Source organism: Marixanthomonas spongiae, from assembly GCF_003095375.1.
GTDB lineage: Bacteria > Bacteroidota > Bacteroidia > Flavobacteriales > Flavobacteriaceae > Marixanthomonas > Marixanthomonas spongiae.
In genome coordinates this window covers 104266-125981 of record NZ_QEHR01000001.1, presented here as the reverse complement: position 1 = coordinate 125981, position 21716 = coordinate 104266, and the positions used below count along the sequence as shown (strand labels likewise).

At 42.2% G+C, this 21716-nt stretch carries 19 protein-coding genes; 8 read left to right on the top strand and 11 right to left on the bottom strand.

Annotated elements, in window-relative coordinates:
- Nucleotides 1-16: 16 nt before the first annotated feature.
- The 4 genes from DDV96_RS00615 to proC all read right to left on the bottom strand — a co-directional run bounded on the left by DDV96_RS00615 (nt 17) and on the right by proC (nt 4128).
- Nucleotides 17-880, bottom strand: a complete 864-nt coding sequence (locus DDV96_RS00615) for a sigma-70 family RNA polymerase sigma factor (RefSeq protein ID WP_116692807.1) — start codon at nt 878-880, stop codon at nt 17-19.
- Nucleotides 881-1171: 291 nt separating this feature from the next.
- Nucleotides 1172-2371 (bottom strand): glutamate-5-semialdehyde dehydrogenase, encoded by a 1200-nt coding sequence (locus DDV96_RS00610; protein ID WP_116692806.1) that lies wholly within the window; start codon nt 2369-2371, stop codon nt 1172-1174.
- Nucleotides 2372-2534: 163 nt separating this feature from the next.
- Nucleotides 2535-3305 (bottom strand): glutamate 5-kinase, encoded by a 771-nt coding sequence (gene proB, locus DDV96_RS00605; RefSeq protein WP_116693174.1) that lies wholly within the window; start codon nt 3303-3305, stop codon nt 2535-2537.
- A 22-nt stretch (nt 3306-3327) separates the two neighbouring features.
- Nucleotides 3328-4128, bottom strand: coding sequence for a pyrroline-5-carboxylate reductase (proC, locus tag DDV96_RS00600; RefSeq protein ID WP_116692805.1), 801 nt, complete (start codon nt 4126-4128; stop codon nt 3328-3330).
- A gap of 294 nt (nt 4129-4422) precedes the next feature.
- On the opposite strand from proC, the gene DDV96_RS00595 reads away from it, so the two are divergent.
- Nucleotides 4423-5094 carry a hypothetical protein gene (locus DDV96_RS00595; RefSeq protein WP_116692804.1) on the top strand — a complete coding sequence of 224 codons (672 nt, stop codon included), beginning with the start codon at nt 4423-4425 and terminating at the stop codon, nt 5092-5094.
- A 127-nt stretch (nt 5095-5221) separates the two neighbouring features.
- Nucleotides 5222-5773 carry a hypothetical protein gene (locus DDV96_RS00590; protein WP_116692803.1) on the top strand — a complete coding sequence of 184 codons (552 nt, stop codon included), beginning with the start codon at nt 5222-5224 and terminating at the stop codon, nt 5771-5773.
- Nucleotides 5774-5855: 82 nt separating this feature from the next.
- Here DDV96_RS00590 and DDV96_RS00585 read toward each other — a convergent pair whose 3' ends face one another.
- Complete coding sequence (locus tag DDV96_RS00585; protein ID WP_116692802.1) at nt 5856-8072, bottom strand: polyribonucleotide nucleotidyltransferase; 2217 nt, start codon at nt 8070-8072, stop codon at nt 5856-5858.
- A 211-nt stretch (nt 8073-8283) separates the two neighbouring features.
- Nucleotides 8284-8553, bottom strand: coding sequence for a 30S ribosomal protein S15 (rpsO, locus tag DDV96_RS00580; RefSeq protein ID WP_116692801.1), 270 nt, complete (start codon nt 8551-8553; stop codon nt 8284-8286).
- Nucleotides 8554-8721: 168 nt separating this feature from the next.
- Here rpsO and DDV96_RS00575 point away from each other — a divergent pair, with 168 nt between their 5' ends.
- From DDV96_RS00575 to DDV96_RS00565, 3 genes are all read left to right on the top strand, one after another.
- The gene (locus DDV96_RS00575) at nt 8722-9144 is read left to right on the top strand and encodes an HYC_CC_PP family protein (RefSeq protein ID WP_133240795.1); all 423 of its coding nucleotides are present in this window, start codon (nt 8722-8724) and stop codon (nt 9142-9144) included.
- A gap of 104 nt (nt 9145-9248) precedes the next feature.
- Complete coding sequence (locus DDV96_RS00570) at nt 9249-11486, top strand: TonB-dependent receptor (protein ID WP_116692799.1); 2238 nt, start codon at nt 9249-9251, stop codon at nt 11484-11486.
- Nucleotides 11487-11508: 22 nt separating this feature from the next.
- Nucleotides 11509-11889, top strand: a complete 381-nt coding sequence (locus tag DDV96_RS00565; protein ID WP_116692798.1) for a heavy-metal-associated domain-containing protein — start codon at nt 11509-11511, stop codon at nt 11887-11889.
- 46 nt (nt 11890-11935) lie between these two features.
- Here DDV96_RS00565 and accD read toward each other — a convergent pair whose 3' ends face one another.
- From accD to tamL, 3 genes are read right to left on the bottom strand one after another with little or no spacing between them, the layout of a single operon-like run.
- On the bottom strand, nt 11936-12802 hold the full coding sequence (gene accD, locus DDV96_RS00560; protein WP_116692797.1) for an acetyl-CoA carboxylase, carboxyltransferase subunit beta: 867 nt from the start codon (nt 12800-12802) through the stop codon (nt 11936-11938).
- Between the two features lie 17 nt (nt 12803-12819).
- Nucleotides 12820-13887 (bottom strand): class II fructose-bisphosphate aldolase, encoded by a 1068-nt coding sequence (gene fbaA, locus DDV96_RS00555; protein ID WP_116692796.1) that lies wholly within the window; start codon nt 13885-13887, stop codon nt 12820-12822.
- Between the two features lie 44 nt (nt 13888-13931).
- Nucleotides 13932-16511: a translocation and assembly module lipoprotein TamL gene (gene tamL / locus DDV96_RS00550; RefSeq protein WP_240607646.1), complete on the bottom strand. Its 2580-nt coding sequence runs from the start codon at nt 16509-16511 to the stop codon at nt 13932-13934.
- 12 nt (nt 16512-16523) lie between these two features.
- Here tamL and DDV96_RS00545 point away from each other — a divergent pair, with 12 nt between their 5' ends.
- Nucleotides 16524-17249, top strand: coding sequence for a TrmH family RNA methyltransferase (locus DDV96_RS00545; protein ID WP_116692794.1), 726 nt, complete (start codon nt 16524-16526; stop codon nt 17247-17249).
- Here DDV96_RS00545 and porT read toward each other — a convergent pair.
- Together porT and ubiE are read right to left on the bottom strand one after the other, a co-directional pair.
- Nucleotides 17236-17943 carry a type IX secretion/gliding motility protein PorT/SprT gene (porT, locus tag DDV96_RS00540; protein WP_116692793.1) on the bottom strand — a complete coding sequence of 236 codons (708 nt, stop codon included), beginning with the start codon at nt 17941-17943 and terminating at the stop codon, nt 17236-17238. The genes DDV96_RS00545 and porT overlap by 14 nt on opposite strands.
- A gap of 2 nt (nt 17944-17945) precedes the next feature.
- Entirely contained in the window at nt 17946-18683 is a 738-nt protein-coding gene (gene ubiE, locus DDV96_RS00535) for a bifunctional demethylmenaquinone methyltransferase/2-methoxy-6-polyprenyl-1,4-benzoquinol methylase UbiE (protein WP_116693173.1), read from the bottom strand.
- A 167-nt stretch (nt 18684-18850) separates the two neighbouring features.
- Here ubiE and trkA point away from each other — a divergent pair, with 167 nt between their 5' ends.
- Nucleotides 18851-20200: a Trk system potassium transporter TrkA gene (gene trkA / locus DDV96_RS00530; protein ID WP_116692792.1), complete on the top strand. Its 1350-nt coding sequence runs from the start codon at nt 18851-18853 to the stop codon at nt 20198-20200.
- Nucleotides 20200-21705 carry a TrkH family potassium uptake protein gene (locus DDV96_RS00525; protein WP_116692791.1) on the top strand — a complete coding sequence of 502 codons (1506 nt, stop codon included), beginning with the start codon at nt 20200-20202 and terminating at the stop codon, nt 21703-21705. The genes trkA and DDV96_RS00525 overlap by 1 nt, the downstream gene beginning before the upstream one ends.
- Nucleotides 21706-21716: the final 11 nt, after the last annotated feature.

The window sequence follows — 21716 nt, the reverse complement described above, 5'->3', positions numbered from 1 at the left end:
TAGCGGTGCTGCACTATTATCCCAAATAGGTTTTCAATATCTTGCTCCTGGAGGTCTGTTTTAACCGCCGGATGGCCTTTTCTTTTATTTGCCGAACGCGTTCGCGGGTAAGGTCGAAGGTTTCGCCTATTTCTTCCAAGGTCATGGGGTGTTGGCCTTGCAGTCCGAAATATAGGCGCACGACATCTGCCTCGCGTGGCGTTAAGGTCTCTAGGGAGCGCTCTATTTCGGTTCTAAGGGATTCGTGCAACAGAGAGCGGTCTGGGTGCGGCGATTCGTCGCTTCGTACCACGTCGTATAGGTTGGAATCTTCCCCATCGATCAAGGGTGCATCCATCGATACGTGGCGGCCGCTGTTTTTAAGGGATTCTTTTACATCGGTAATGGTCATGTCCAGCTCTTTGGCGATTTCTTCGGCCGAAGGGGGACGCTGGTTGGCTTGTTCTAAAAAGGCAAATGTTTTGTTTATTTTATTGATGCTGCCAATTTTGTTAAGTGGTAAGCGAACGATACGGGACTGCTCTGCCAAAGCTTGTAGGATGGACTGCCGTATCCACCAAACGGCATAGGAAATGAACTTAAAGCCGCGGGTTTCATCAAAACGTTTAGCAGCTTTGATCAGCCCCAGGTTGCCTTCGTTGATTAAATCGGGAAGGGTCAAGCCTTGGTTTTGATATTGTTTTGCCACCGAAACCACAAAACGCAAATTGGCTTTGGTAAGTTTTTCCAAAGCTAAATGATCCCCTGCTTTTATGCGCTGGGCCAGTTCCACTTCTTGTTCCGCAGTGATTAGGTCAACCTTTCCAATTTCCTGAAGGTATTTGTCCAACGAGGCGGTTTCCCTATTGGTAACCTGTTTTGTTATTTTTAACTGTCTCATGTGCTGTTAAATAGGTTTGCTTTTTAGACTTTCTGTATGGTTGTACGTAATGTTTTGAAGAAATGTTACAGAAAAGTTAAAAAAATAATTAAAGCCATTGTCTGTTGATTGCCAACATTTATAAATTTTAGGCTCATTTTGTACATCAAAAAAAAGTAAACGCTCTTATAGAAATAAGAATTTCCTTTGTGTGTTTTAATTTTATTTCATTCTAAAAAGTAAATAACAGAATATGCAAATAAAAAAAGCCCCTTAAAAAAGAGGCTTTCAATAATCTGTCTCATGTGTGTTTTACACTCTTACATGCCCATCGCCAAATACATAATATTTGTTGGTCACCAATTGTTTGAGTCCTAATGGCCCGCGGTGGTGCAATTTGTCAGTACTGATGGCCAGCTCGGCGCCTACGCCCATTTGTCCACCATCGGTAAAGCGGGTAGAAGCGTTGTGATAGACTGCCGCACTGTCTATGTGCTCCATAAACTTTTTGGCAATTTCTTTATCTTCGGTTAAAATAGCACTGGAATGTCCACCACTGTAACGGTTTATCATTTCAATGGCATCGTCCAGGGTGTCAACGGCCCCAATGGCAATCTTTAGTGCCAGAAACTCTTCCATCCAGACATTTTTGTCTAATATCACTTCGCAATCATCCAAGGTTTTTTTCACTTCCTCATCTACAATAACCTTAACTTCTGAAGCGGTCAGCACTTTTTTCAATTCTTGAAGCTTTTCCTCGTAATTTGGTATGTTTTTATCTACCAATACTTTATCAAGTGCATTGCAGCCCGAAATTTTATCGGTCTTTGCGTTGACGATCACTTCAAGCGTTTTTTTCCAATCGGCATCTTTATGAACATAGAGAAAGTTATTTCCTCTTCCGCTCACCAATACCGCACATTTGGCGTGTTCTTTTACAAACTGGATCAAACGTTCGCCACCTCTTGGCACGATTAAATCCAATTGCTCGTCCGGATTGCGTAAAAATTCCTGTGTTTGCTCGCGGTTCATTTGCAGCATGGTAATCCACTCTTTTTTAAGGTCGTTTTCCCTAAGAGCCTGGTGCCAGCAATCTACAAGAATTACGTTGCTGTGGTAAGCTTCTTTTCCGCCTTTCAGCAAAATCTTGTTGTTGGCTTTAAAGGCGAGTACGGCTGCTTCAATGGTTACATCGGGCCTGGATTCATAAATAATCATAATGGTCCCAAATGGAGCCGTTCGGTTGTTCACTTCAAGGCCACTGTCTAATGTAAGACTCGAAATCTCTTTATTTACAGGGTCTTCTTGGTTTTTCACTTCCGAAATGGCTTTTATCATCCCATCAATTTTAGCATCGTTGACCACCAAGCGGTCGTATAAAGCTTGGTCGTCCCTTGAAAAAGCATCCAAATCCTTTTTGTTGGCTTCCAGAATGTCCCCTCTTCGTTTATCGAGAATGGAGATCATACTGTCCAATACGTTGTTTTTTGTTTGTGTGTCTATCAATTGCATAGTTCGTTCTTTCTAAGTTTGTAATTTTAAAGCTTCAATGTGTTTATTGAAACCTGGTTTTAAGCCCAGGTGCTTTGTTATTTGATTTTTTTGAAATTTGTGATTTTATTTCACGCTTCACTTCTACATAAATATAGGTGGCAAGTTTTCAAAAGTTCTTAAATTAGGCATAAAATCTGGTCCCTACGTCTTTTCCTTCCAGTAGTTCAACTATTACGTTTTTGCGCTTCCCGTTGGCTATAAAGGTTGGAATGTCTTTACGGGCGGTTTCCTTGGCTATTTTCAATTTAGATTTCATGCCGCCGCGGCCTTCGCCTTCGCCTTTTTCGTTTTTCTGAACATATTTCTCCACATTTTGGTTGTGGCGAACTTGGGTCAGTTTTTCTGAATCATCATCATCTGGATGGCCAGTGTAAAGCCCATCGGTATCAGTGAGCAAGATCAGGGCATCGGCTTGGACCAATTCGGCCACAAGGCTTGCCAGTTCGTCATTGTCACTGAACATCGACATCTTTAGGGAAACGGCATCGTCTTCATTGGCAATGGGCACTACGCCTTCGCTCATTAAACCTTCGTAACAGGTAATCATATTTTCACGATGCCTGCCGGGTGCAAAATCGCGTTTGGTGGCCAACACTTGGGCACAGCGCATCCCGTGATCGTGAAACAGGCTGTAATAATGGCGCATCATCCGGGGTTGCCCCACCGCAGAGAATATTTGCCTACGGGTCGATGGGTCTTCGGCCGAACAATCGCCCAATACTTCCTTGCCCGCGATTGCCGAGCCCGAAGAGACCAAAATAGGTTCAATATCGTTCTCGTACAACTCTGCGATTTGGCGTACCAATTCATTTAAGATGGGACCGACAATGCGGTTGTCCTTATTAGTCATAACGTTGGTTCCTACTTTTATAACCACTCGTTTTTTGCTCATGCTGTTTGTTTTATTGTTTTGCTTATTTTCCAAGCTCTGTCGCCCGGTTAAATGCTGCGTAAGCAGCTTCTTTTATTAATTCTTTTATGTTATTGTCTTCCATGGAATCCAATGCGGCGCGGGTTGTTCCCCCTTTTGAAGCGACCCGGTCCATCCAACTGTTTGGTGACAAATCTGAATCGTTGAAAAGTGCAACCGCACCTTCAAAAGTTTGCGATACCAATACTTTTGAGTCGTTTTCCGAAAAGCCCATCTTTAAAGCGGCTTCCAACATCGATTGCATAAAGTAGAACACATACGCAGGACCACTGCCCGAAATTCCAGTGGAAGCGTTAATAAAGTTCTCGTTTTCCACGTGGATGGCTTCGCCCGTAGTGTCCAAGAGATTGCGAATCATAAGGAGTTCGATGCGGCTTACTTCTTTGGCTTCGGTAAATGAAGTGACGCCTTTACCTACTTTTGCCGGTAAATTGGGCATAGTGCGCACTACTTTTTTTACGCCTAACCCTTCTTGGATGGTTTCAATGGTAATCCCTGCCATCAAGGATACAAAAACCTGGTCTTGATTTACTTGTTCTTTCATGGTTTTGAAAAGATCCTCGCTATGGTACGGTTTCACAGCTATAAAAACCACATCTGCCTTGGGTAGGCAATCTTCTAAGCTGTCGTATGCATCGAAATGCGGAATGGCGCTTAATGCTTCCGTTTTTTGGCTGGAAACATCAAATATCATTAAGTTTCTTCGGTTTAAGTATGGCGATTTTGCCATGCCTTCGGCGTAGGTCAATCCCATATTCCCAGCGCCGATCATTAATACTTTCATATTTTTACTTGTTTGTTTGCCCTAAGTGGTGCAAGGACCATGCGAGAATTCAGTAATTTTGAAATATTCGAGGTGATTTCGATTTTTGTTCCGATAAACGCAATAGATATAAGGCTTTAGCGCATTTCTTTAAATAATTATTAATTTTTTATGAAATGTTCTTCGGTGCAGAAATGGCAGAAATTTTCTGCCATATTGGAATTTGTGCTATTATGGCAGGGTGGTGAAAGAGTTATAATTTGTTTTATTACATTTATTCATCGATTGCGACGTATTGAAAAAACTTGAATAATTATGAAGCAGATTCTATTGATTTTATTGGCTATTGCCCCGATTTTAGTATTCGGCCAAGAAAAACATACCGTTGATAAAGAAAGAGAATACAGGTATAATGTATATGCCTTTGGAGGATTTTTCTTCAAGGATACTAAAGGCTTTAATGTTTCGGTAAATGGGCAAATTGGTATACAAAACACCTTAAGTATTGGACTCGATGTTACTCGAGGTTTTTATCAATCTCCAGCGCTCAACTTTACTCCCAGTAAAGAAATAATAGCCCATTATCCAGATGATGCCGAGGGTGCTGTTCCCCCAGTTCTTGTGAAGGGTTCGGATGATGATGTCTTTACTGGTGTTTCAGTATATGTGGCAAAAGAAGTGGATTTCGGTTCTTTTTTTGCTTTGGATATTCAAGCAGGGCCAAGCCTAAGTTTTATAAAGGTTCGCGATTATACCTATGGCTATAGTCCAGCTAGCGGTGGTTTTGGTGGTCCTAATTTTGGTAATGGCGCAAGGATTTCTACAACTTCTACAGAAAATAGGAAAACAACATTCAATGGATATGCCCGGGTTATATTCAAATTCAAATTTGGAAAACTATTTAGCATAGGGATTTCACCTTTTGCAAATATCAATAGTGAAGAGTCAAATACCGGAATTCAAGCTGGTTTAGGATTCACGTTTTAAGATGGGGTTTAACATGTGAGAAAATATCGCGATACGCCTGCTTTTTTATGAGAAACAATTAACCTTGTTCATTTCAAATATTGTCGTTTCTTTGCTTGCTTAAAAACCTTAACTCAAATTCATACTTATGAAATCTATCAATTTAAAAATAGGATTGTTTACGGCCTTTTTTTTTACAGTGGTCTTTACCGGTATAGCTCAAGAAGAAACCAATGAAACCCCGCCTGAAAAAAACGAGATTAAACTCAATATTGGCTATGTTATAGCAGGATTGCCCGAAGTGACTTACGAAAGATACCTGACTGATGAAACTGCAATTGGTGTTTCAGTTGCATTTTCCATTGAAGAGAATATAGATTACAATTTTATTGCTGTACCTTATTTTAGGTTTTATTTCGGCAAAAAGAACAATGCGGGTTTCTTTGTTGAAGGAAATGCCGGTCTTTTTTCTGAAGAATATATTCACTATGGGGATTTTCACCCTGATTACGGATATAACAATGCGAGTATTGAATCTAAATTTGGATTAGGCCTCGGGATGGCAGTTGGAGGTAAGTTTATTACCAAAAAAGGGTGGATTGCTGAGCTGGTTGGCGGACTGGGCCGTAACTTTTCCAATACAGAGGTACTCAGTGAAGTGTATCCAAGGCTTGGAATTTCCATTGGCAAGCGGTTTTAAACAATTATTGTAACAGCTCTCTAAATGAAAAAAACGCCTCCAATACGGAAGGCGTTTTTTTAGGTGTTATAAAAAGAGATCTTTAGTCTCTTCTTTTGTTATCGCGGTTTCGGTTATCACGACCTCTATTTCTATTGTCGCGGTTTCCACCACTGCTTTTTCTATCTTGATAGCCTTCAGGCTTTGGCAGCAAGGCTTTTCTCGATACCTTTTCCTTTTTGGTACGGGAGTCAAAGCCAAAGTACTTCACGTCTATTACGTCGCCCATGTTCACCACATCGGTAACATTGTCGGTGCGGTCCCAAGCCAGTTCCGAAATGTGCAACAGCGTTTCGTTGCCGGGCGCTTCAACATATTCCACGACAGCACCAAAATCAAGGATTTTGATCACTTTCACTTCGTAAACGCTCCCTACTTCCGGTTTAAAGGTCAGGGAATCTATTTTGGCCAACACGGCATCGATGCCTGCTTGGTTGGTGCCTAAAATCTCCACGATTCCTTCTTCGGTTTCTGGGTCTTCGTTGATTACAATAGTGGTGTCGGTTTCTTTTTGAAGCTCTTGGATCACTTTTCCGCCAGGGCCAATCAAAGCACCAATGTACTCATTGTCTATGGTTACGGTCACCATTTTTGGGGCGTGCGGTTTCACGTCTTCGTTAGGCTCTGCGATGGCATCGGTCAACTTGCCAAGGATATGCAATCTACCGTCGGCAGCTTGTTTCAAAGCTTTTACGAGAATTTCATATGAAAGGCCTTTCACTTTAATGTCCATTTGGCACGCGGTGATTCCATCGGCCGTTCCGGTAACTTTAAAGTCCATATCGCCCAAGTGGTCTTCGTCGCCGAGAATATCGGAAAGTACAGCATATTTTCCGGTTTCGGCATCAGAGATCAAGCCCATGGCAATACCTGAAACGGGTTTTTTTAACTGGACCCCGGCATCCATCAACGCCATGGTACCGCTACATACGGTGGCCATAGAGGAAGAACCGTTAGATTCCAATACTTCTGAAACTACGCGCACGGTATAAGGGCAATCTTCTGGGATCATACCTTTCAAGGCGCGCTGAGCCAAGTTACCGTGGCCTATTTCCCTACGGGATGTTCCACGAATTGGGCGTGCTTCCCCAGTACAGAACGGCGGGAAGTTATAATGCAGGTAGAATGTTTCCTCGCCTTCGTACGAGGGCATGTCAATTACATTCGCTTCTCTTGAAGTTCCTAAGGTTACGGTTGCCAAGGCTTGTGTTTCGCCACGGGTAAATACGGCAGAACCGTGGGTGGAAGGTAAATAGTCCACTTCGCACCATATTGGACGGATTTCATCTGTTTTCCTGCCGTCCAATCGCATTCCTTCGTTCAAGGTAAGGTCGCGGATGGCAGCTTTTTCGGTTTTACGGTAATAGTCTGAAATCAAATCGCCGATTTCTTCCAGCTCTTCTTCTGAAAAAGTGGCTTTTATCTCTTCTTTTATTTCAGAAAAAGCAGTGCTGCGCTCGTGTTTTGACGAACCCGCTTTTGCTACGGCATAGACTTTGTCGTAGGCCATATCGTATACTTTCTTTTCCAAATCGGCGTCTTCGTGCTCCGTTTCGTACTCACGTACTTCTTTTCTGCCAAAGGCATCGGCCAATCGCATTTGTGCGTCGATCTGGTTTTTAATGTGTTCGTGGGCGAATTTAATGGCTTCTACCATTTCTTCTTCACTGATTTCCTTCATTTCGCCCTCTACCATCATCACAGATTCTGCCGAAGCACCGATCATCATATCGATGTCAGACTCTTGCAGTTGTGTGCGGCTGGGATTGATGATGAATTCACCATTTACGCGGCCTACGCGGGCTTCGGAAATGGCGCATTCAAAAGGAAAGTCGGATAACTGAATGGCTGCCGATGCGGCCAATCCTGCCATGGCATCTGGCATAACTTCGTCGTCGTGCGACATTAGTTGGATCATGACTTGCGTTTCGGCATGGTAGTCTTTTGGGAACAAGGGGCGCAATACGCGGTCCACCAAGCGCATGGTCAAGATCTCCCCATCGCTGGGTCTCGCTTCTCTTTTAAAGAAACCGCCTGGATATCGTCCTGACGCAGCGAATTTTTCGCGGTAATCTACTGTTAAAGGTAAGAACGGCAGGTCTTTTTGTTCATAATTGGAAACGACGGTACAAAGTAACATACAGTTTCCAGATTGCACGACAACAGAACCGTGGGCCTGTTTCGCCAATTTTCCGGTTTCGATGGAGATTTCCCTACCATCACCGAGGTCGATGACCTCTTTAAATACTTTAGGTATCATATAGTTTTTCTTTGGTACTCCGTAGCTTTTAGCATAGGCGTACGTTTATAATTGGTCGTTGCCCGGTTGTCGGGCAAAAGTTGTGTTGTTGTGGTGACCAATGAAAAACCTAAGGGTAGCTTTTTCTATGTTTTTATACGGTATGTAAAAAAACAAGCTCGGTTTTATTGAAAAAACCAAAAAAGGGGCTAAAAAAGCCCCTTTTAGTCAATTACTTACGTAATTTCAATTCTTTAACGATTGCACGGTATCTTTCAATATCTTTTTTCATAAGATAATCAAGAAGCGATCTACGTTTACCTACCAACCTAACCAAAGAGCGCTCGGTGTTAAAGTCTTTTTGGTTGTTTTTAAGGTGTTGCGAAAGGTGCTCGATACGGTGCGTGAACAACGCGATCTGCCCTTCGGTAGAACCGGTGTCTTTTTCAGACTTACCGTGTTTTTTGAATAATTTTTGTTTGTCTTCTGCAGTTAAATACATGCCAATATTGTTAAAATGATTTTTATGTATTGATAGGTTTTCTACCAAGCGGCAAATATAAGCTAAAAAAATAATTTATGCGCCGCTATGGCCTTGTTTTTTTTGTTTCAGAAAAAGAACAGTCTTTCAACTGCTTTTTCAATTGTTTTATTTCATTAAATTTGTATCGTGAAAAAAAGGCAGCTACATACGTTTTTTTCTTTTCTTTTGGCAACATTGATTTTGTTGTCCACAAGCTCGTTTGCGGTACAACAACATTTTTGTGGTGACGCGCTTATCGATTCAACTGTTTTTTCGCCATTGGAAAAATGTAGCGATGCGCCCTGTTCAAACCCATTGAATATTCCCTTGATGGCGCAACCCGATTGTTGCAGTGATGTCGTCGATGTAGTTGAAGGTCGAAAATTTGTGGTGCATAAACTTAGCGTGCATAAATACAACCATCCACTATCGGAGCCTGCCTTAGCAGAAGCTTCTTTCTCTTCTTCTTCGTTTAAAGAGCTATCGGCACAGGTAGTTCCTCACAAAAGTTATACTCCTCCTACCTTGGTGGCCGATGTTCACGTGGCTAACCAAGTTTTTTTAATTTGATTTCTAAATTTTATCACGACCAATTAAATGGGTGTTTTCGCGTCTAATTTGAACTAAAATGCCCATTCACTTAAATTCAGTCATAAAATTTATTGATCAAAATAATGAAAAAAACAGGAATTACTATTTTAACATTTTTACTTTCACTAGCTGCTTTTTCCCAAAATAACGTTGAAGGTGAAGTCTTTGAAAAAGGAACCAACGCATCACTTCCGGGGGCCAATGTATATTGGCTTAATACCGATGTGGGCGTGGTAACCGATTTTGATGGGAAATTCACCATCCCGTACCGCAAATCATATAAAAAATTAATTGTTAGTTATGTAGGGTATGAGGCAGATACACTAACGGTTACCGACCCTTCAGAAAAAATAAAAGCAACATTAAGCGCTAAAGGCAGCTTAGACGAAGTGAAGCTTATTTCAAGAAGAAAAGCAAGCTCAAGGTCGTATATAGAAGCTCAAAATGTGATTAACGTAAGCAGTGATGAGCTGTTAAAGGCTGCTTGTTGTAATTTGTCGGAAAGTTTTGAAACCAACCCATCCATTGATGTTAATTTTGCCGATGCAATTTCGGGTACCCGACAAATAAAAATGTTGGGCCTTACCAGTCCGTATATTCTCATTGCCATGGAAAATATTCCTACGGTCCGTGGGGCGGCACAAGCTTATGGGTTAACCTTTACACCGGGAACTTGGGTGGAAAGCATCCAGATAACCAAAGGGACTGGAAGCGTGGTCAATGGGTACGAAAGCATAGCAGGACAAATTAATGCAGAATTGCAAAAACCCACCAAAGACGATCATTTATTTGTAAACCTTTACGGTGCCAGCAACCAGCGTTTGGAGCTGAATACGCATTATAATACCAAAGTGACCGATAAATGGAGCACCGGGGTTTATTTGCACGGAAATATGCACCAAGAAGAACATGATGTTAACCACGACAATTTTTTGGATATGCCATTGTACCATCAAATAAACGTCATGAACCGTTGGCAGTACACCAATACCGAAAAAGGTTTTGTGGGCTTTTTCAACATAAGATACCTTAACGATGACAAACAAACTGGTGAATTGGACTTTGATCCAGACACCGATAAATTGACCACAAATGCTTGGGGAAGTGAAATCAATACAGAGCGCTACGATTTATCGGGTAAACTCGGGTATGTAAATCCTGAATTGCCTTGGCGTAGTGCAGGGCTGCAATTTGCTTTTAGTAACCACCAGCAGGATTCCTATTTTGGGTTGCGAACTTATGATATTGAGCATACCAGCGTGTATTCAAATTTCACGTATAACTCGATTATTGGCGATTCGAGGCACAAAATCAAAGCCGGGATTGATTTCACTTACGATAAGTATGACGAGTTGGTGGAAACCACTGCTTATAATCGCATAGACAATTCGGTAGGTGCTTTTTTTGAGTATAATTTTGACGATTTGGAAAACATAAACCTGAGCGCAGGGGTACGCGCAGATAATCACAATAGATTGGGGTTGTTTGTAACCCCAAGGCTTCACGTAAAATACACGCCTTGGGATAAATCTGCTTTTAGGGTTTCTGTAGGAAGGGGGAAACGTTCGGCCAATATTTTTGCAGAAAACCAAAGCCTGTTTTCAACTTCCAGGGCTATTGACATAACAACTTCAGCCGAAGGGGCCATTTACGGTCTGGAACCAGAAATTGCTTGGAACTACGGGGTATCGTATCTTCAAGGGTTTAATTTGTTCGGAAATAAAGCCGATGTTACCGTCGATTTTTACCGAACCGACTTTCAAAACCAAGTAGTGGTAGATTGGGAAAACCCTCAAGAAATAAATTTTTACAATTTAAAAGATGAAAGTTCTGCTAATAGTTTTCAAACCGAATTCAACTACAATCTTTTTGAAGGGTTTGATGCCCGTTTAGCTTATAAGTATTACGACATAAAGACCAAATATCAAACTGGAAGAAAAATAAAACCGTTAACCGCGCAGCATCGCTTTTTTGCCAATGCATCCTACCAAACCCCCATTAAAAACAATAGCAGATGGAAGTTTGATGCCACCTATAATTGGTTGGGCAAGCAGCGTTTTCCTTCAACACAAGCCAACCCTGTAGCATTTCAATTGCCTGATTTTTCTCCAGAGGTCAATACCTTGAATGCACAGGTAACCAGAGTGTTTTCACCAAAATTTGAACTGTATATAGGTGGCGAAAATATTACCAATGTTAGGCAAAGCAATCCAATTTTGGGCGCAGATAACCCTTTTGGTTCAAACTTTGATAGTACATTTGTGTACGGCCCCATTTTTGGAAGCCTGTATTATGCCGGGCTACGGTACCGAATTAAATAATAATTTTTAAATTTTATAAACAATGAAAAACGTATTGACTGTATTAGTTCTCTTGGTTACCACCATAACATTCGCACAAAACAAAAATGCCAGGGCTTCAATGGAGGTAGATGGCGTATGCGGCATGTGTAAGGAACGAATAGAAAAAGCAAGCATTAAAACCAAAGGTGTTAAAAGTGCAATTTGGGATGTAAAAACCCACGAACTTCAATTGATCTATAACGAAAAGAAAACAGATTTAAGTTCGATAAAAGAAAATATATTGGCCGTTGGGCACGATGTCGAAGATCTAAGAGCCACCGACAAGGCGTACAACAGTCTTCACGATTGTTGTAGGTACAGGGATGAAGCCATAATTGACGATCATAAGAAAGATGAAGACAATGGCGATGGCCAAAATTAAGTTACTGATAGACATAAAAAAAGCAGCCATTCCGGCTGCTTTTTTATTATGCTGTTTTTTCCCGCATTGGGCGGTTGAGCACCAAATCGAGGTACTGGTTTACCTTTTCTTTTAAGTCTCTACGGTGCGTTATAAAGTCCAAAAAGCCGTGTTCTTTTAAAAACTCAGCGGTTTGAAAGCCATCGGGCAGTTCTTGTCCTGTTGTGTCGCGCACTACGCGGGGTCCTGCAAAGCCAATCAAGGCACCGGGTTCACTTATGTTAATGTCGCCCAACATAGCAAAAGAGGCGGTTGTTCCACCGGTTGTTGGGTCGGTGCACAAGGAAATGTACGGAATACCCGCATCGGCCAATTGTGCCAGTTTTGCACTGGTTTTTGCCAGTTGCATTAACGACAGCACGGCTTCCATCATACGGGCGCCACCACTTTTAGAGATGATCATGAGCGGGATTTTCTTTTCAAGCGAATAGTCTGCCGCACGGGCAATTTTCTCGCCCACTACGCTCCCCATAGAACCACCAATAAAGCTGAAATCCATACAGGCGACCACTAAATTTTCGCCCATCGATTTTCCCACAGCGGTACGTACCGCATCTTTAAGTCCGGTTTTGCTTTGCGCATCTTTTAAACGATCCGGGTATTTTTTCTTGTCTTCAAACTTCAAGGGATCTTTCGAAGTGAGGTTTTTGTCCAGCTCTTTATATTTGTTGTTGTCAAAAAGCAGTTCAAAATATTCATTGCTTCCTATTCTTACGTGGTATCCGTCTTCGGGGCTTACGTAAAAGTTTTTTTCAAGCTCTTCAGAATCCACGATCTTTCCCGTGGGCGACTTGTACCACAATCCTTTTGGGACGTCTTTTTTTTCTTCGGTAGGGGTTTGGATACCTTTTTTTGTTCGTTTAAACCAAGACATAGTGTAGGGGTTTTATGTTATAATGTGTTTACGTTGTTAAGGTCTTCAAAAGCCTTTTTCAAACGTTTTTTGAAAGTGAGTTCGCCTTCGCGCAACCACTTTCGGGGGTCGTAATATTTTTTGTTGGGCTTTTCCTCGCCTTCGGGATTGCCTATTTGTGTTTTTAAATAATCGATATGGTTCATCATATAATCGCGAACCCCTTCATTAAAAGCGTATTGCAGGTCGGTGTCTATGTTCATTTTTACTACTCCATAACCAATTGCTTCCCGTATTTCTTCAACAGTGGAACCGCTTCCGCCGTGAAAAACAAAATCGATAGGGTTGTGACCTGTGTTGAACTTTTTCTGAACGTACTCTTGAGAGTTTTTAAGGATAACTGGCGTTAGTTTCACATTTCCAGGTTTATAAACCCCGTGCACATTTCCGAAGGCCGCGGCAATGGTGAATTGATCGCTCACTTTCAACAGCTCTTCATAAGCGTAGGCTACTTCTTCAGGTTGGGTATAGAGTTTTGAAGAATCCACATCGGTGTTGTCCACGCCGTCTTCTTCGCCACCGGTAATGCCCAATTCAATTTCAAGCGTCATGCCCATTTTGCTCATGCGCTCCAAGTATTTTTTTGAGATTTCAATGTTCTCCTCAATGGATTCTTCTGAAAGATCAATCATGTGCGAACTGAAAAGCGGTTTCCCTTTTTCTTTATAAAACTGTTCACCGGCATCTAACAGGCCGTCAATCCAAGGCAATAATTTTTTCGCAGCGTGATCGGTGTGCAGAATAACCGTTGCGCCATAGGCTTTTGCTAAATCGTGAATATGCTTAGCACCAGCAACACCGCCTAAAACAGCAGCTTTTTGGTTATCGTTGCTCAAGCCTTTTCCCGCATTAAAGTAGGCGCCACCGTTTGAAAACTGTATGATTACGGGCGAATTCAATTCGGCTGCCGTTTCCATAACAGTATTGATGCTGTTGGAACCAACCACGTTCACGGCCGGCAGGGCAAAGCCTTTTTCCTTTGCGTATTCATGGATTTTTTGGACTTCTCTTCCGGTTGCTACGCCGGGCTGGATGGAATGCTTCATGGTTTTCGGTAGTTTTACGTGCAAAAATAACAATTTTTAACGGGTTAAAAGGGATAGTTGATCCCTATATTGTAAACAGCGTTCCTGAAATTATAGTCCTTGAACCATCGTTCGCCTACCGGTCTTGCGGGATCGTGGGTTTTAAAACCTATGTCGAACCGGAACACGAAAAAGCCAAAGTCGTACCGAAGCCCAAACCCAGAGGCAACGCCTAATTCTTTTAGGTCTTCGATACCATTGAATTTGAACGCCTCCCTGGTTTCATTGTCGCGCACATTCCATATATTTCCTGCATCGACAAAGAAAGCTCCTTTAAAAGCACCCAAAATAGGAAACCGGTATTCTGCATTAAAAGCCAGTTTAAAATTGGCTTCGTTAAAGTCTAAAATGCCTCCGCTGCTGCCAGGTCCCAAATCGTAGGCCCGCCAACCCCTATTGTCGTTGGTCCCCCCGGCAAAATAACTGCGCGTAAACGGGATGGAGTTGCTGTTTCCGTAGGGAATGGCAATACCGCCAAAAGCACGGATCGCAAAAATGTTTTCGTCGCCCAGGTCCCAATGTTTTATGTACTCGGTTTCCCCTTTTACGTATTGCGAATAGACCACGCCCAAGGTTTCGTAATTGCCATTGGCATTTTTTTCCTGGCCGGTCGCCTTGGATGCCAAAGAGAGAAAATTGCCCGCACTTTCCAGTTTCCACCGTAGGCGGGAAAAGGTATTGTCGTATATGTTTTCCCGGGTGTCACGGGTCCAAGTGAAATTGGAGGCAAAAATCAAGTTGTCTTCGGTAAGACGGAATTTACGTTCTGCAATGCCTAAAACCTCTTCATAAATATCTGGAGAAACGGTATTGGGGAGGTTTTCCTCCAATATGTCGTCGATAAACTGGTTGGCTTCATTTGGGATGCCCAGTTTAGGGTCTTCAGTATCAGGGTTCATAAAATCGTAACCAATTTCCCTGGCAATATCGTTTAACCGGTTATAGGTGCTTTTGTAAACGTTGAAATAATTGTCTGTCCTTAGGTTGCGCACGTATTGTATGTTTGCCAAGTTAAACTGGTTGGTGCGTATTTTTTTGGGTTTCCAACGGTAATTATAGATAGCGTTGAGGTTTTGCCGGTCTAAGCCTATATTGTTTTGTGCGCTGAACCCTACGCTTATTTCGGTAGAGGGCGACATGTATTTTTTTATAAAACCATCGGTGTTGGTAGGGAACAAAATTCTTGGGAAGGTGAGCTTTACATCGCCGCCCACATCGGAGGTATTGAAAAAACTGCCTTCCTTATCGGCAGAAGACCCCACGCTCCCACGGCCTGAAATCTCTAAAATTTCAGCACCTCTAAAAACATTCCTAATCTGGAAAGTAGAACTGAACCCTATTCCAAACTGTTGAATGGTAGAGGTGTAGGCGTCAAAATCCACCCCAAGGTTGTACTTTTTCCTTGGCGTGAGCAGGATGGTGGTGATCAATTTAGTATCGGTAGTATCCCTTGGATCGTCTCGATAACTAATGTTGGGGTATTTAAAGACCTTTAAATCGTTCAATTGATTGTAAGTCAAGGTACGGTCTATATCCTTAAAAATGGAATTCGGGGTAATGGAAATGGCATCGGTAATGGCTTTGGGGTTGTATTTCAGCTTATCGAAACTGTAAATCTTGTAGCCTTCGTATTCCACCGAATCTGTTGGTGTCTCGTTTCGGTTTTCATAGCTGAAATCGGTCACTACCCGTATTTCTTCTACGGTATGTATTTTAAACGGTTCGGTATACGTGCTGTCGCCTTTGGTCACCTCTCGGTTGGGTATTTGGTAGGTTATGTTGGCTTTGTGGCCGGTGTTTACGGTATCGGCTTCAAAACCTACATAATCTTGGTCAAAATGAAACAACCCCGAATTCCTGAACTGAATGGTCAACCGGTCGCGTTCGTCCACAAAATCGTTGGCGTTGTATTGTTTTCCAGATTTTATGAAGGTATTTTCTTTGGATTCTTGAAAAAGGGAATCGACCACCGGAGAGGCGATTTGCTTGGCAATGGAGTCCACAATATAGGGTTGGTGCCTTTTTACCCGGTACGTCATGGCCGCTCTTTTTTTCTTGTTTTCAATAGAGTCTATAGTGTAATCTGCCTTGGTGTTGAAATATCCATAGCTGGCGTAATAACGTTCTAATCGTTCTTTGGATTTTTCGGCTTTTTCCTTATCGATGATGACAGGGGCATCGCCAGATTTTTTCAGCCAATTGTTGAAGCCCACATAGCTATTGCCTATTTCTTGAACCTGTTTTCGGGAAAGGAATTTCACTAAACGTTCTTCCCGTTTGGGTTTTTTGTGCAACCAGTTGTAGTAAGTGGAGTCTGGATGTGGGTCGGCCAGATTGTAAATGTGAAGTCCCAACGGGATGCCCACCACCGGTATTTTGGGATTGGGCTTTTGCTTTAGCTGGCTATACACCCGTGCATCGTTTATTTCTAAACTGTCAACAATAATTTTGTTTTCGGTGAGCAAAAACCTGCCATCCGGCACACGTTTTACGGCGTTACAGGATAGAAACAGTGCAAGTACTCCTAAAAATAATGCTATTTTTGTGAGGGTTTGGGTCAAGTGTTCAGGTTTACTTAATTTCAAAAATACTATAATTTGATAAGTAAAAATAAAATAAAGTTCATAACGGGATTAAAGCAAAAAAAGTACCGGGAAAAACACGGGCTTTTTGTGGCCGAGGGGCCAAAGATTATTTCAGAATTGAAAGAGGGAGGCTTGCAACTCCATTCTTTTTACACAATTGATGAAAAAGAAGTATTCGACGAAAACCACTTTTATGTTACCCAGGCAGAGCTTCAGAAAATCAGCTTTCTGAAAACAGCCAATATGTCCTTGGCCGTTTTTAAAATCCCTGAAATAAAACAAATAGAAAGCACCGGTCTTACCGTGGTGCTCGATGCCGTTCGCGACCCCGGAAATTTGGGCACCATCATCAGGTTGTGCGATTGGTTTGGCGTATCGCAATTGGTTTGTTCTACCGATACCACCGATTGTTACAGCCCAAAAGTGGTGCAGGCGACCATGGGGTCAATGGCCCGGGTTGCAGTGCATTATGTGGATATTGAAAATTATTTAAAAACAACTTCCCTTCCAATTTATGGTGCATTTATGGATGGGAAAAGTGTTTATTCGAAACAACTTCGGCAAGACGCCCTAATCGTAATGGGGAACGAAGCTAACGGAATTTCAAAACCCATTGAAGAGTTGATTTCAGAAAAAATTACCATTCCGCAGTTTGGCCATCAAACCACCGAAAGCCTTAACGTGGCTACGGCAACCGCAATATTGTTGAGCGAGGCTCGGCGTTTTACTGAAATGTGAAGTTGATAAAAATACCCCGCGTTGACATCTGGCTTACGTTTCCTGTCCACGGGCTGTTTGGGTCTTCGTCCCTAACCAATTCGTCGCTGGTGGCGAATACGCCTCGAATGGAAGGGGTAAATTTAAAGTAGTAGAGGTAAAAATCGATGCCAAAGCCAATTTCGTAATAACTGGTGCCTTTTGTCATCCTGAATTCCCCTCCCGAGTTGTCCTGCGGGTTCCCTTCATTACTCGATAGGTTCCAAGAAGTGGAAATGCCCCCTACGATAAACGGTTTAAAATTGTTGAGCCGTTTAGTGGAAATTTTTACCAACAAGGGTATGTGGATATACGTGGATTTCACTTCGCGCAAAAAGTCTTTTTCTTCTTCAAAACCGGGGAAACGTAAATTTCTTTGCGTGTAGTACAGCCCGGGCTCCAGCCGTAAATTAACGTAATTGTTTACCCGCATATCACCAACAAGGCCTACGTTAAAACCCACATCGCCTTCCACAAGGATGTCGGTACGGTCGTCCGGGTTTTCGTTTTTGTAGTCAAACTTAAAATCGTAGCTGTTGAACCCTAAAAAATAGCCCCATGTTAAAAAACGTTGGTCAAATGTTTCACGGTTGGCCAGCCGTTCTTTGTTAAACAGCTGCGCTTGGGCACTTTGGACGAACAACAATACGGCAAGTAGAAAAAATAGTCTCTTCATAGTTATTTAGTAGCGGTGTAAATGGTGGCTACGCCAAACGTTTGTGGTTTGTTTTTCACTTCTATAAACCCAATTTTACGTAAAATATTGTTGAGTGCTTCCCCGTGTGGAAAAACCGAAGCACTTTCGCTTAAGTATTGGTAGGCGACTTTGTCTTTTGAGAAAATACGCCCAATAAGTGGTAAAATGCCCTTGGTGTAAAGGTAGTAGCCTTGCTTGAACGGAAATTTTGTAGGGACCGATGTTTCCAGGATGACAAAGAGCCCTCCTTTTTTCAACACCCTTAAAATTTCAGAAAGGCCGTTTTCCAACTGTTCAAAGTTCCGGATACCGAAGGAAACGGTTATGGCATCGAACGTATGATCTTCAAAGGGCAACGCTTCTGAATCGCCTTTTACAAACGCAACTTTTTTTTCCAGTGGTGTTCCCGCTGTTTTTTTCCGCGCAACCGAAAGCATACCTTCTGAAAGGTCAAGCCCAATGATTTTCGATGCCTCGCTTTTTTTTGCAAATTGTATGGCCAGGTCACCAGTGCCGGTAGCAATGTCAAGGATAGTATCGGGCTTGCGGTTTATGACCATCTTGATCACTTTTTTTCGCCACTTTACATCGCTTCCCAACGAGATAACACGGTTTAAGCCATCGTATTCGCCCGAAATGGTATCGAACATTTTTTCCACCTGCTGTTTTTTGTTTTCAGCAGAACCTTTGTAGGGCGTCACTTTTTTTTCTGAAATCATAGCAAAGGCAAAACTACGTTTTTTTTGATAGTTGCCACGCTTAGCAAACGTATTTTGAACTATAATTTTGACCGAAATCTTCTTGACCGAAAGAGATTTATAAAATTCCGCTTCAGTAACTACATATAATTTATATAACTTTGCCGCACTTATTTTAGAAGACATATATGAAGATTATTATTGCCGGTGCCGGTGAAGTGGGCTTTCATTTAGCTAAACTACTGTCTTATGAATCACAGGATATTACGCTTATAGATATCAACAAAGAGTCTTTGGCTTATGCGGATACGCATTTGGATATTCGTGTGGTAAAAGGCGATGCTACTTCCATTTCGGTTTTAAAAGATTCACAGATAGCATCTACCGATCTTGTAATTGCCGTTACCTCCAGCGAAACCACCAATATTACCGTTTGTGTGCTGGCAAAGCAATTAGGGGCCAAACGTACCGTGGCACGTATCTCGAATACCGAATTTATTGAAAAGAAAGATGAAGTAGGATTTACCAAGTTTGGTATAGACGAACTTATATCGCCAGAATCGCTGGCAGCCAACGAAATTGCGTTGTTATTAGGGCAAAGTGCTTTTAACGATACGTATGAGTTTGAAGACGGCGCCCTTACCATGATCGGGCTTAATCTTTCGCGAACTGCGGCTTTTGTGGGCAAGACCGTGAAAGAAGTAGGCAGCTTGCACCCAGACTTGAAGTATGTACCTCTTGCCATTCAACGTTTTGGCACGCAATATACCTTGATACCTAGAGGGGATACCCAATTTAAAGAAGGCGATCAAGTATATTTTACCACTACCGAAAAAGGAGTGGAACAAATATTCAAACTCACTGGGAAAGTACGGGAAGAAATTAAGAATGTCATGATCCTTGGTGGAAGTAAAATAGGCTATAGAACGGCTCGCGACCTCTGCAAGAACAGCTTTAAAGTAAAATTGATCGAAAGCAGAAAGGATAAAGCCTTTGATATTGCCGACGATATCCCCAACTGTCTTGTTATCAATGGTGATGGACGAAATGTAGATTTATTGCAAGAAGAATCCATCAATGAAATGGATGCGTTCATCTCGGTAACGGGAAATAGCGAAACGAATATCATGTCCTGTTTGGTGGCAAAATCTAAAGGTGTGAAAAAAACTATCGCTTTGGTGGAGAACATGGACTATTTTCAATTGTCGCAATCCATTGGTATTGATACCTTAATCAATAAAAAGCTGTTGGCTGCCAACAATATATTCAGGTATGTTCGCAAGGGTGAGGTGGTTGCGATGACAAAGCTCAATAATATGAATGCCGAACTGTTGGAGTTTAGGGTGACTTCTTCTTCAAAAGTGTGCAATAAAAAAATAAAGGATATCGATTTGCCGCGCTCTGCCATTATAGGTGGTGTGGTACGGGATAAAAAAGGAATGATCGGTTTGGGCGACTTTACTATAAAAAATGGTGATCATATCGTGATTTGCTGTTTGCCGCAATCCATTAACAAGGTGGAAAAGCTTTTTGTGTAATGCGAAGTTTTGCAAGACTTAACCTAAAAATAATTGCGCATCTTTTAGGGCTATTGCTGGTTGTGAACGCTGGGTTTATGTTCTTGTCGGCCTTGGTAAGCTACTTATACAAAGACGGTGTGGCGCTCCAAGTGTTCTATGCGGGTTTGTTGACCATGGTCTTGGGGGCAACCGCCATGTTGATCACCCGAAACCACCGAAAGGAAATAAAAAAAAGGGAAGGATATCTTATTGTAACCTTTGGCTGGTTGACCATGTCCTTGGCAGGTACTTTGCCATATTTGTTCAGTGGGGCCATTCCGGGGATCACCAATGCTTTTTTTGAAACCATGAGCGGTTATACCACAACCGGTGCTTCTATTTTGAGTGATATTGAAAGTATTCCCAAAGGCATATTGTTCTGGAGAAGCATTACACACTGGATAGGCGGTATGGGGATCATCGTTTTGGCCATTGCCATACTTCCTTTATTAGGCATTGGTGGCATGCAATTGTTTTCGGCCGAAGCACCTGGTCCGGGAGGCGACAAACTTCATCCGCGCATTACCGATACGGCCAAACGCCTTTGGCTTATTTATGTGGCCTACACCTTGGTTGAAACCTTGCTTTTGAAATTGGCGGGCATGAGTTTGTTCGATGCGATTAACCACTCTATGAGCACCTTGAGCACGGGAGGTTTTTCCACCAAAAATGCCAGTGTAGCCCATTGGAACGACCAGCCCATTATACAGTATATCATCATCTTATTTATGTTTGTAGCAGGGACTAACTTTGTGTTGAGTTATTTTGCCTTCAAAACCAAGTTTTCCAAAGTTTTTAAAGACGATGAGTTTCGGTGGTACTGTTTGTTTATTGGGGTCTTTGCCGTGATTGCTACGTTGCTTATTTATTTTAAGGCTGATATTTCGTTGTCTTCTATAGACCACGCCATGGTGTGGGGAAGGTTGGAAAGTTCGTTTCGGCATGGGTTGTTTCAAGTGCTTACCATTATTACTACCACTGGATTTGTATCTGCAGATTATACGTTGTGGACCCCATTTCTTTCAGCATTCTTCTTTGGTCTAATGTTTTTGGGCGGTTCGGCAGGTTCTACTGCTGGAGGGATTAAGATAGTTCGCCACCTAATTATGATTAAAAATGGGATACTTGAATTTAAACGTTCGCTGCACCCCAATGCCATATTGCCCGTACGATACAACAACAAGGCTGTAGAACAACCTATTGTCTATAATATATTGGGCTTTTTTATATTGTATATGCTTTCTTTTATCATGGGCGTTTTGGTGTTCTCATGGTTGGGGCTGGATTTTAAAACAGCCTTGGGCGGTGCGGCTTCCACCTTGGGGAACGTAGGTCCTGCGTTGGGCGATTTAGGTCCCGTAAATAATTACGGCCTGCTTCCTGCCGCCGCAAAATGGTGGGCCTCTTTTCTAATGTTGATAGGGCGTTTGGAGCTGTTTACCGTATTGATATTGCTAACTCCTTTCTTTTGGAGAAATAGGTAATAAAACAATAC

What these genes read in the sequence shown, in the direction of transcription:
- DDV96_RS00615 (WP_116692807.1), bottom strand. Translation starts at nt 880, where the DNA reads ATGAGACAGTTAAAAATAACAAAACAGGTTACCAATAGGGAAACCGCC.
- DDV96_RS00610 (WP_116692806.1), bottom strand. Translation starts at nt 2,371, where the DNA reads ATGCAATTGATAGACACACAAACAAAAAACAACGTATTGGACAGTATG.
- proB (WP_116693174.1), bottom strand. Translation starts at nt 3,305, where the DNA reads ATGAGCAAAAAACGAGTGGTTATAAAAGTAGGAACCAACGTTATGACT.
- proC (WP_116692805.1), bottom strand. Translation starts at nt 4,128, where the DNA reads ATGAAAGTATTAATGATCGGCGCTGGGAATATGGGATTGACCTACGCC.
- DDV96_RS00595 (WP_116692804.1), top strand. Translation starts at nt 4,423, where the DNA reads ATGAAGCAGATTCTATTGATTTTATTGGCTATTGCCCCGATTTTAGTA.
- DDV96_RS00590 (WP_116692803.1), top strand. Translation starts at nt 5,222, where the DNA reads ATGAAATCTATCAATTTAAAAATAGGATTGTTTACGGCCTTTTTTTTT.
- DDV96_RS00585 (WP_116692802.1), bottom strand. Translation starts at nt 8,072, where the DNA reads ATGATACCTAAAGTATTTAAAGAGGTCATCGACCTCGGTGATGGTAGG.
- rpsO (WP_116692801.1), bottom strand. Translation starts at nt 8,553, where the DNA reads ATGTATTTAACTGCAGAAGACAAACAAAAATTATTCAAAAAACACGGT.
- DDV96_RS00570 (WP_116692799.1), top strand. Translation starts at nt 9,249, where the DNA reads ATGAAAAAAACAGGAATTACTATTTTAACATTTTTACTTTCACTAGCT.
- DDV96_RS00565 (WP_116692798.1), top strand. Translation starts at nt 11,509, where the DNA reads ATGAAAAACGTATTGACTGTATTAGTTCTCTTGGTTACCACCATAACA.
- accD (WP_116692797.1), bottom strand. Translation starts at nt 12,802, where the DNA reads ATGTCTTGGTTTAAACGAACAAAAAAAGGTATCCAAACCCCTACCGAA.
- fbaA (WP_116692796.1), bottom strand. Translation starts at nt 13,887, where the DNA reads ATGAAGCATTCCATCCAGCCCGGCGTAGCAACCGGAAGAGAAGTCCAA.
- porT (WP_116692793.1), bottom strand. Translation starts at nt 17,943, where the DNA reads ATGAAGAGACTATTTTTTCTACTTGCCGTATTGTTGTTCGTCCAAAGT.
- ubiE (WP_116693173.1), bottom strand. Translation starts at nt 18,683, where the DNA reads ATGATTTCAGAAAAAAAAGTGACGCCCTACAAAGGTTCTGCTGAAAAC.
- trkA (WP_116692792.1), top strand. Translation starts at nt 18,851, where the DNA reads ATGAAGATTATTATTGCCGGTGCCGGTGAAGTGGGCTTTCATTTAGCT.
- DDV96_RS00525 (WP_116692791.1), top strand. Translation starts at nt 20,200, where the DNA reads ATGCGAAGTTTTGCAAGACTTAACCTAAAAATAATTGCGCATCTTTTA.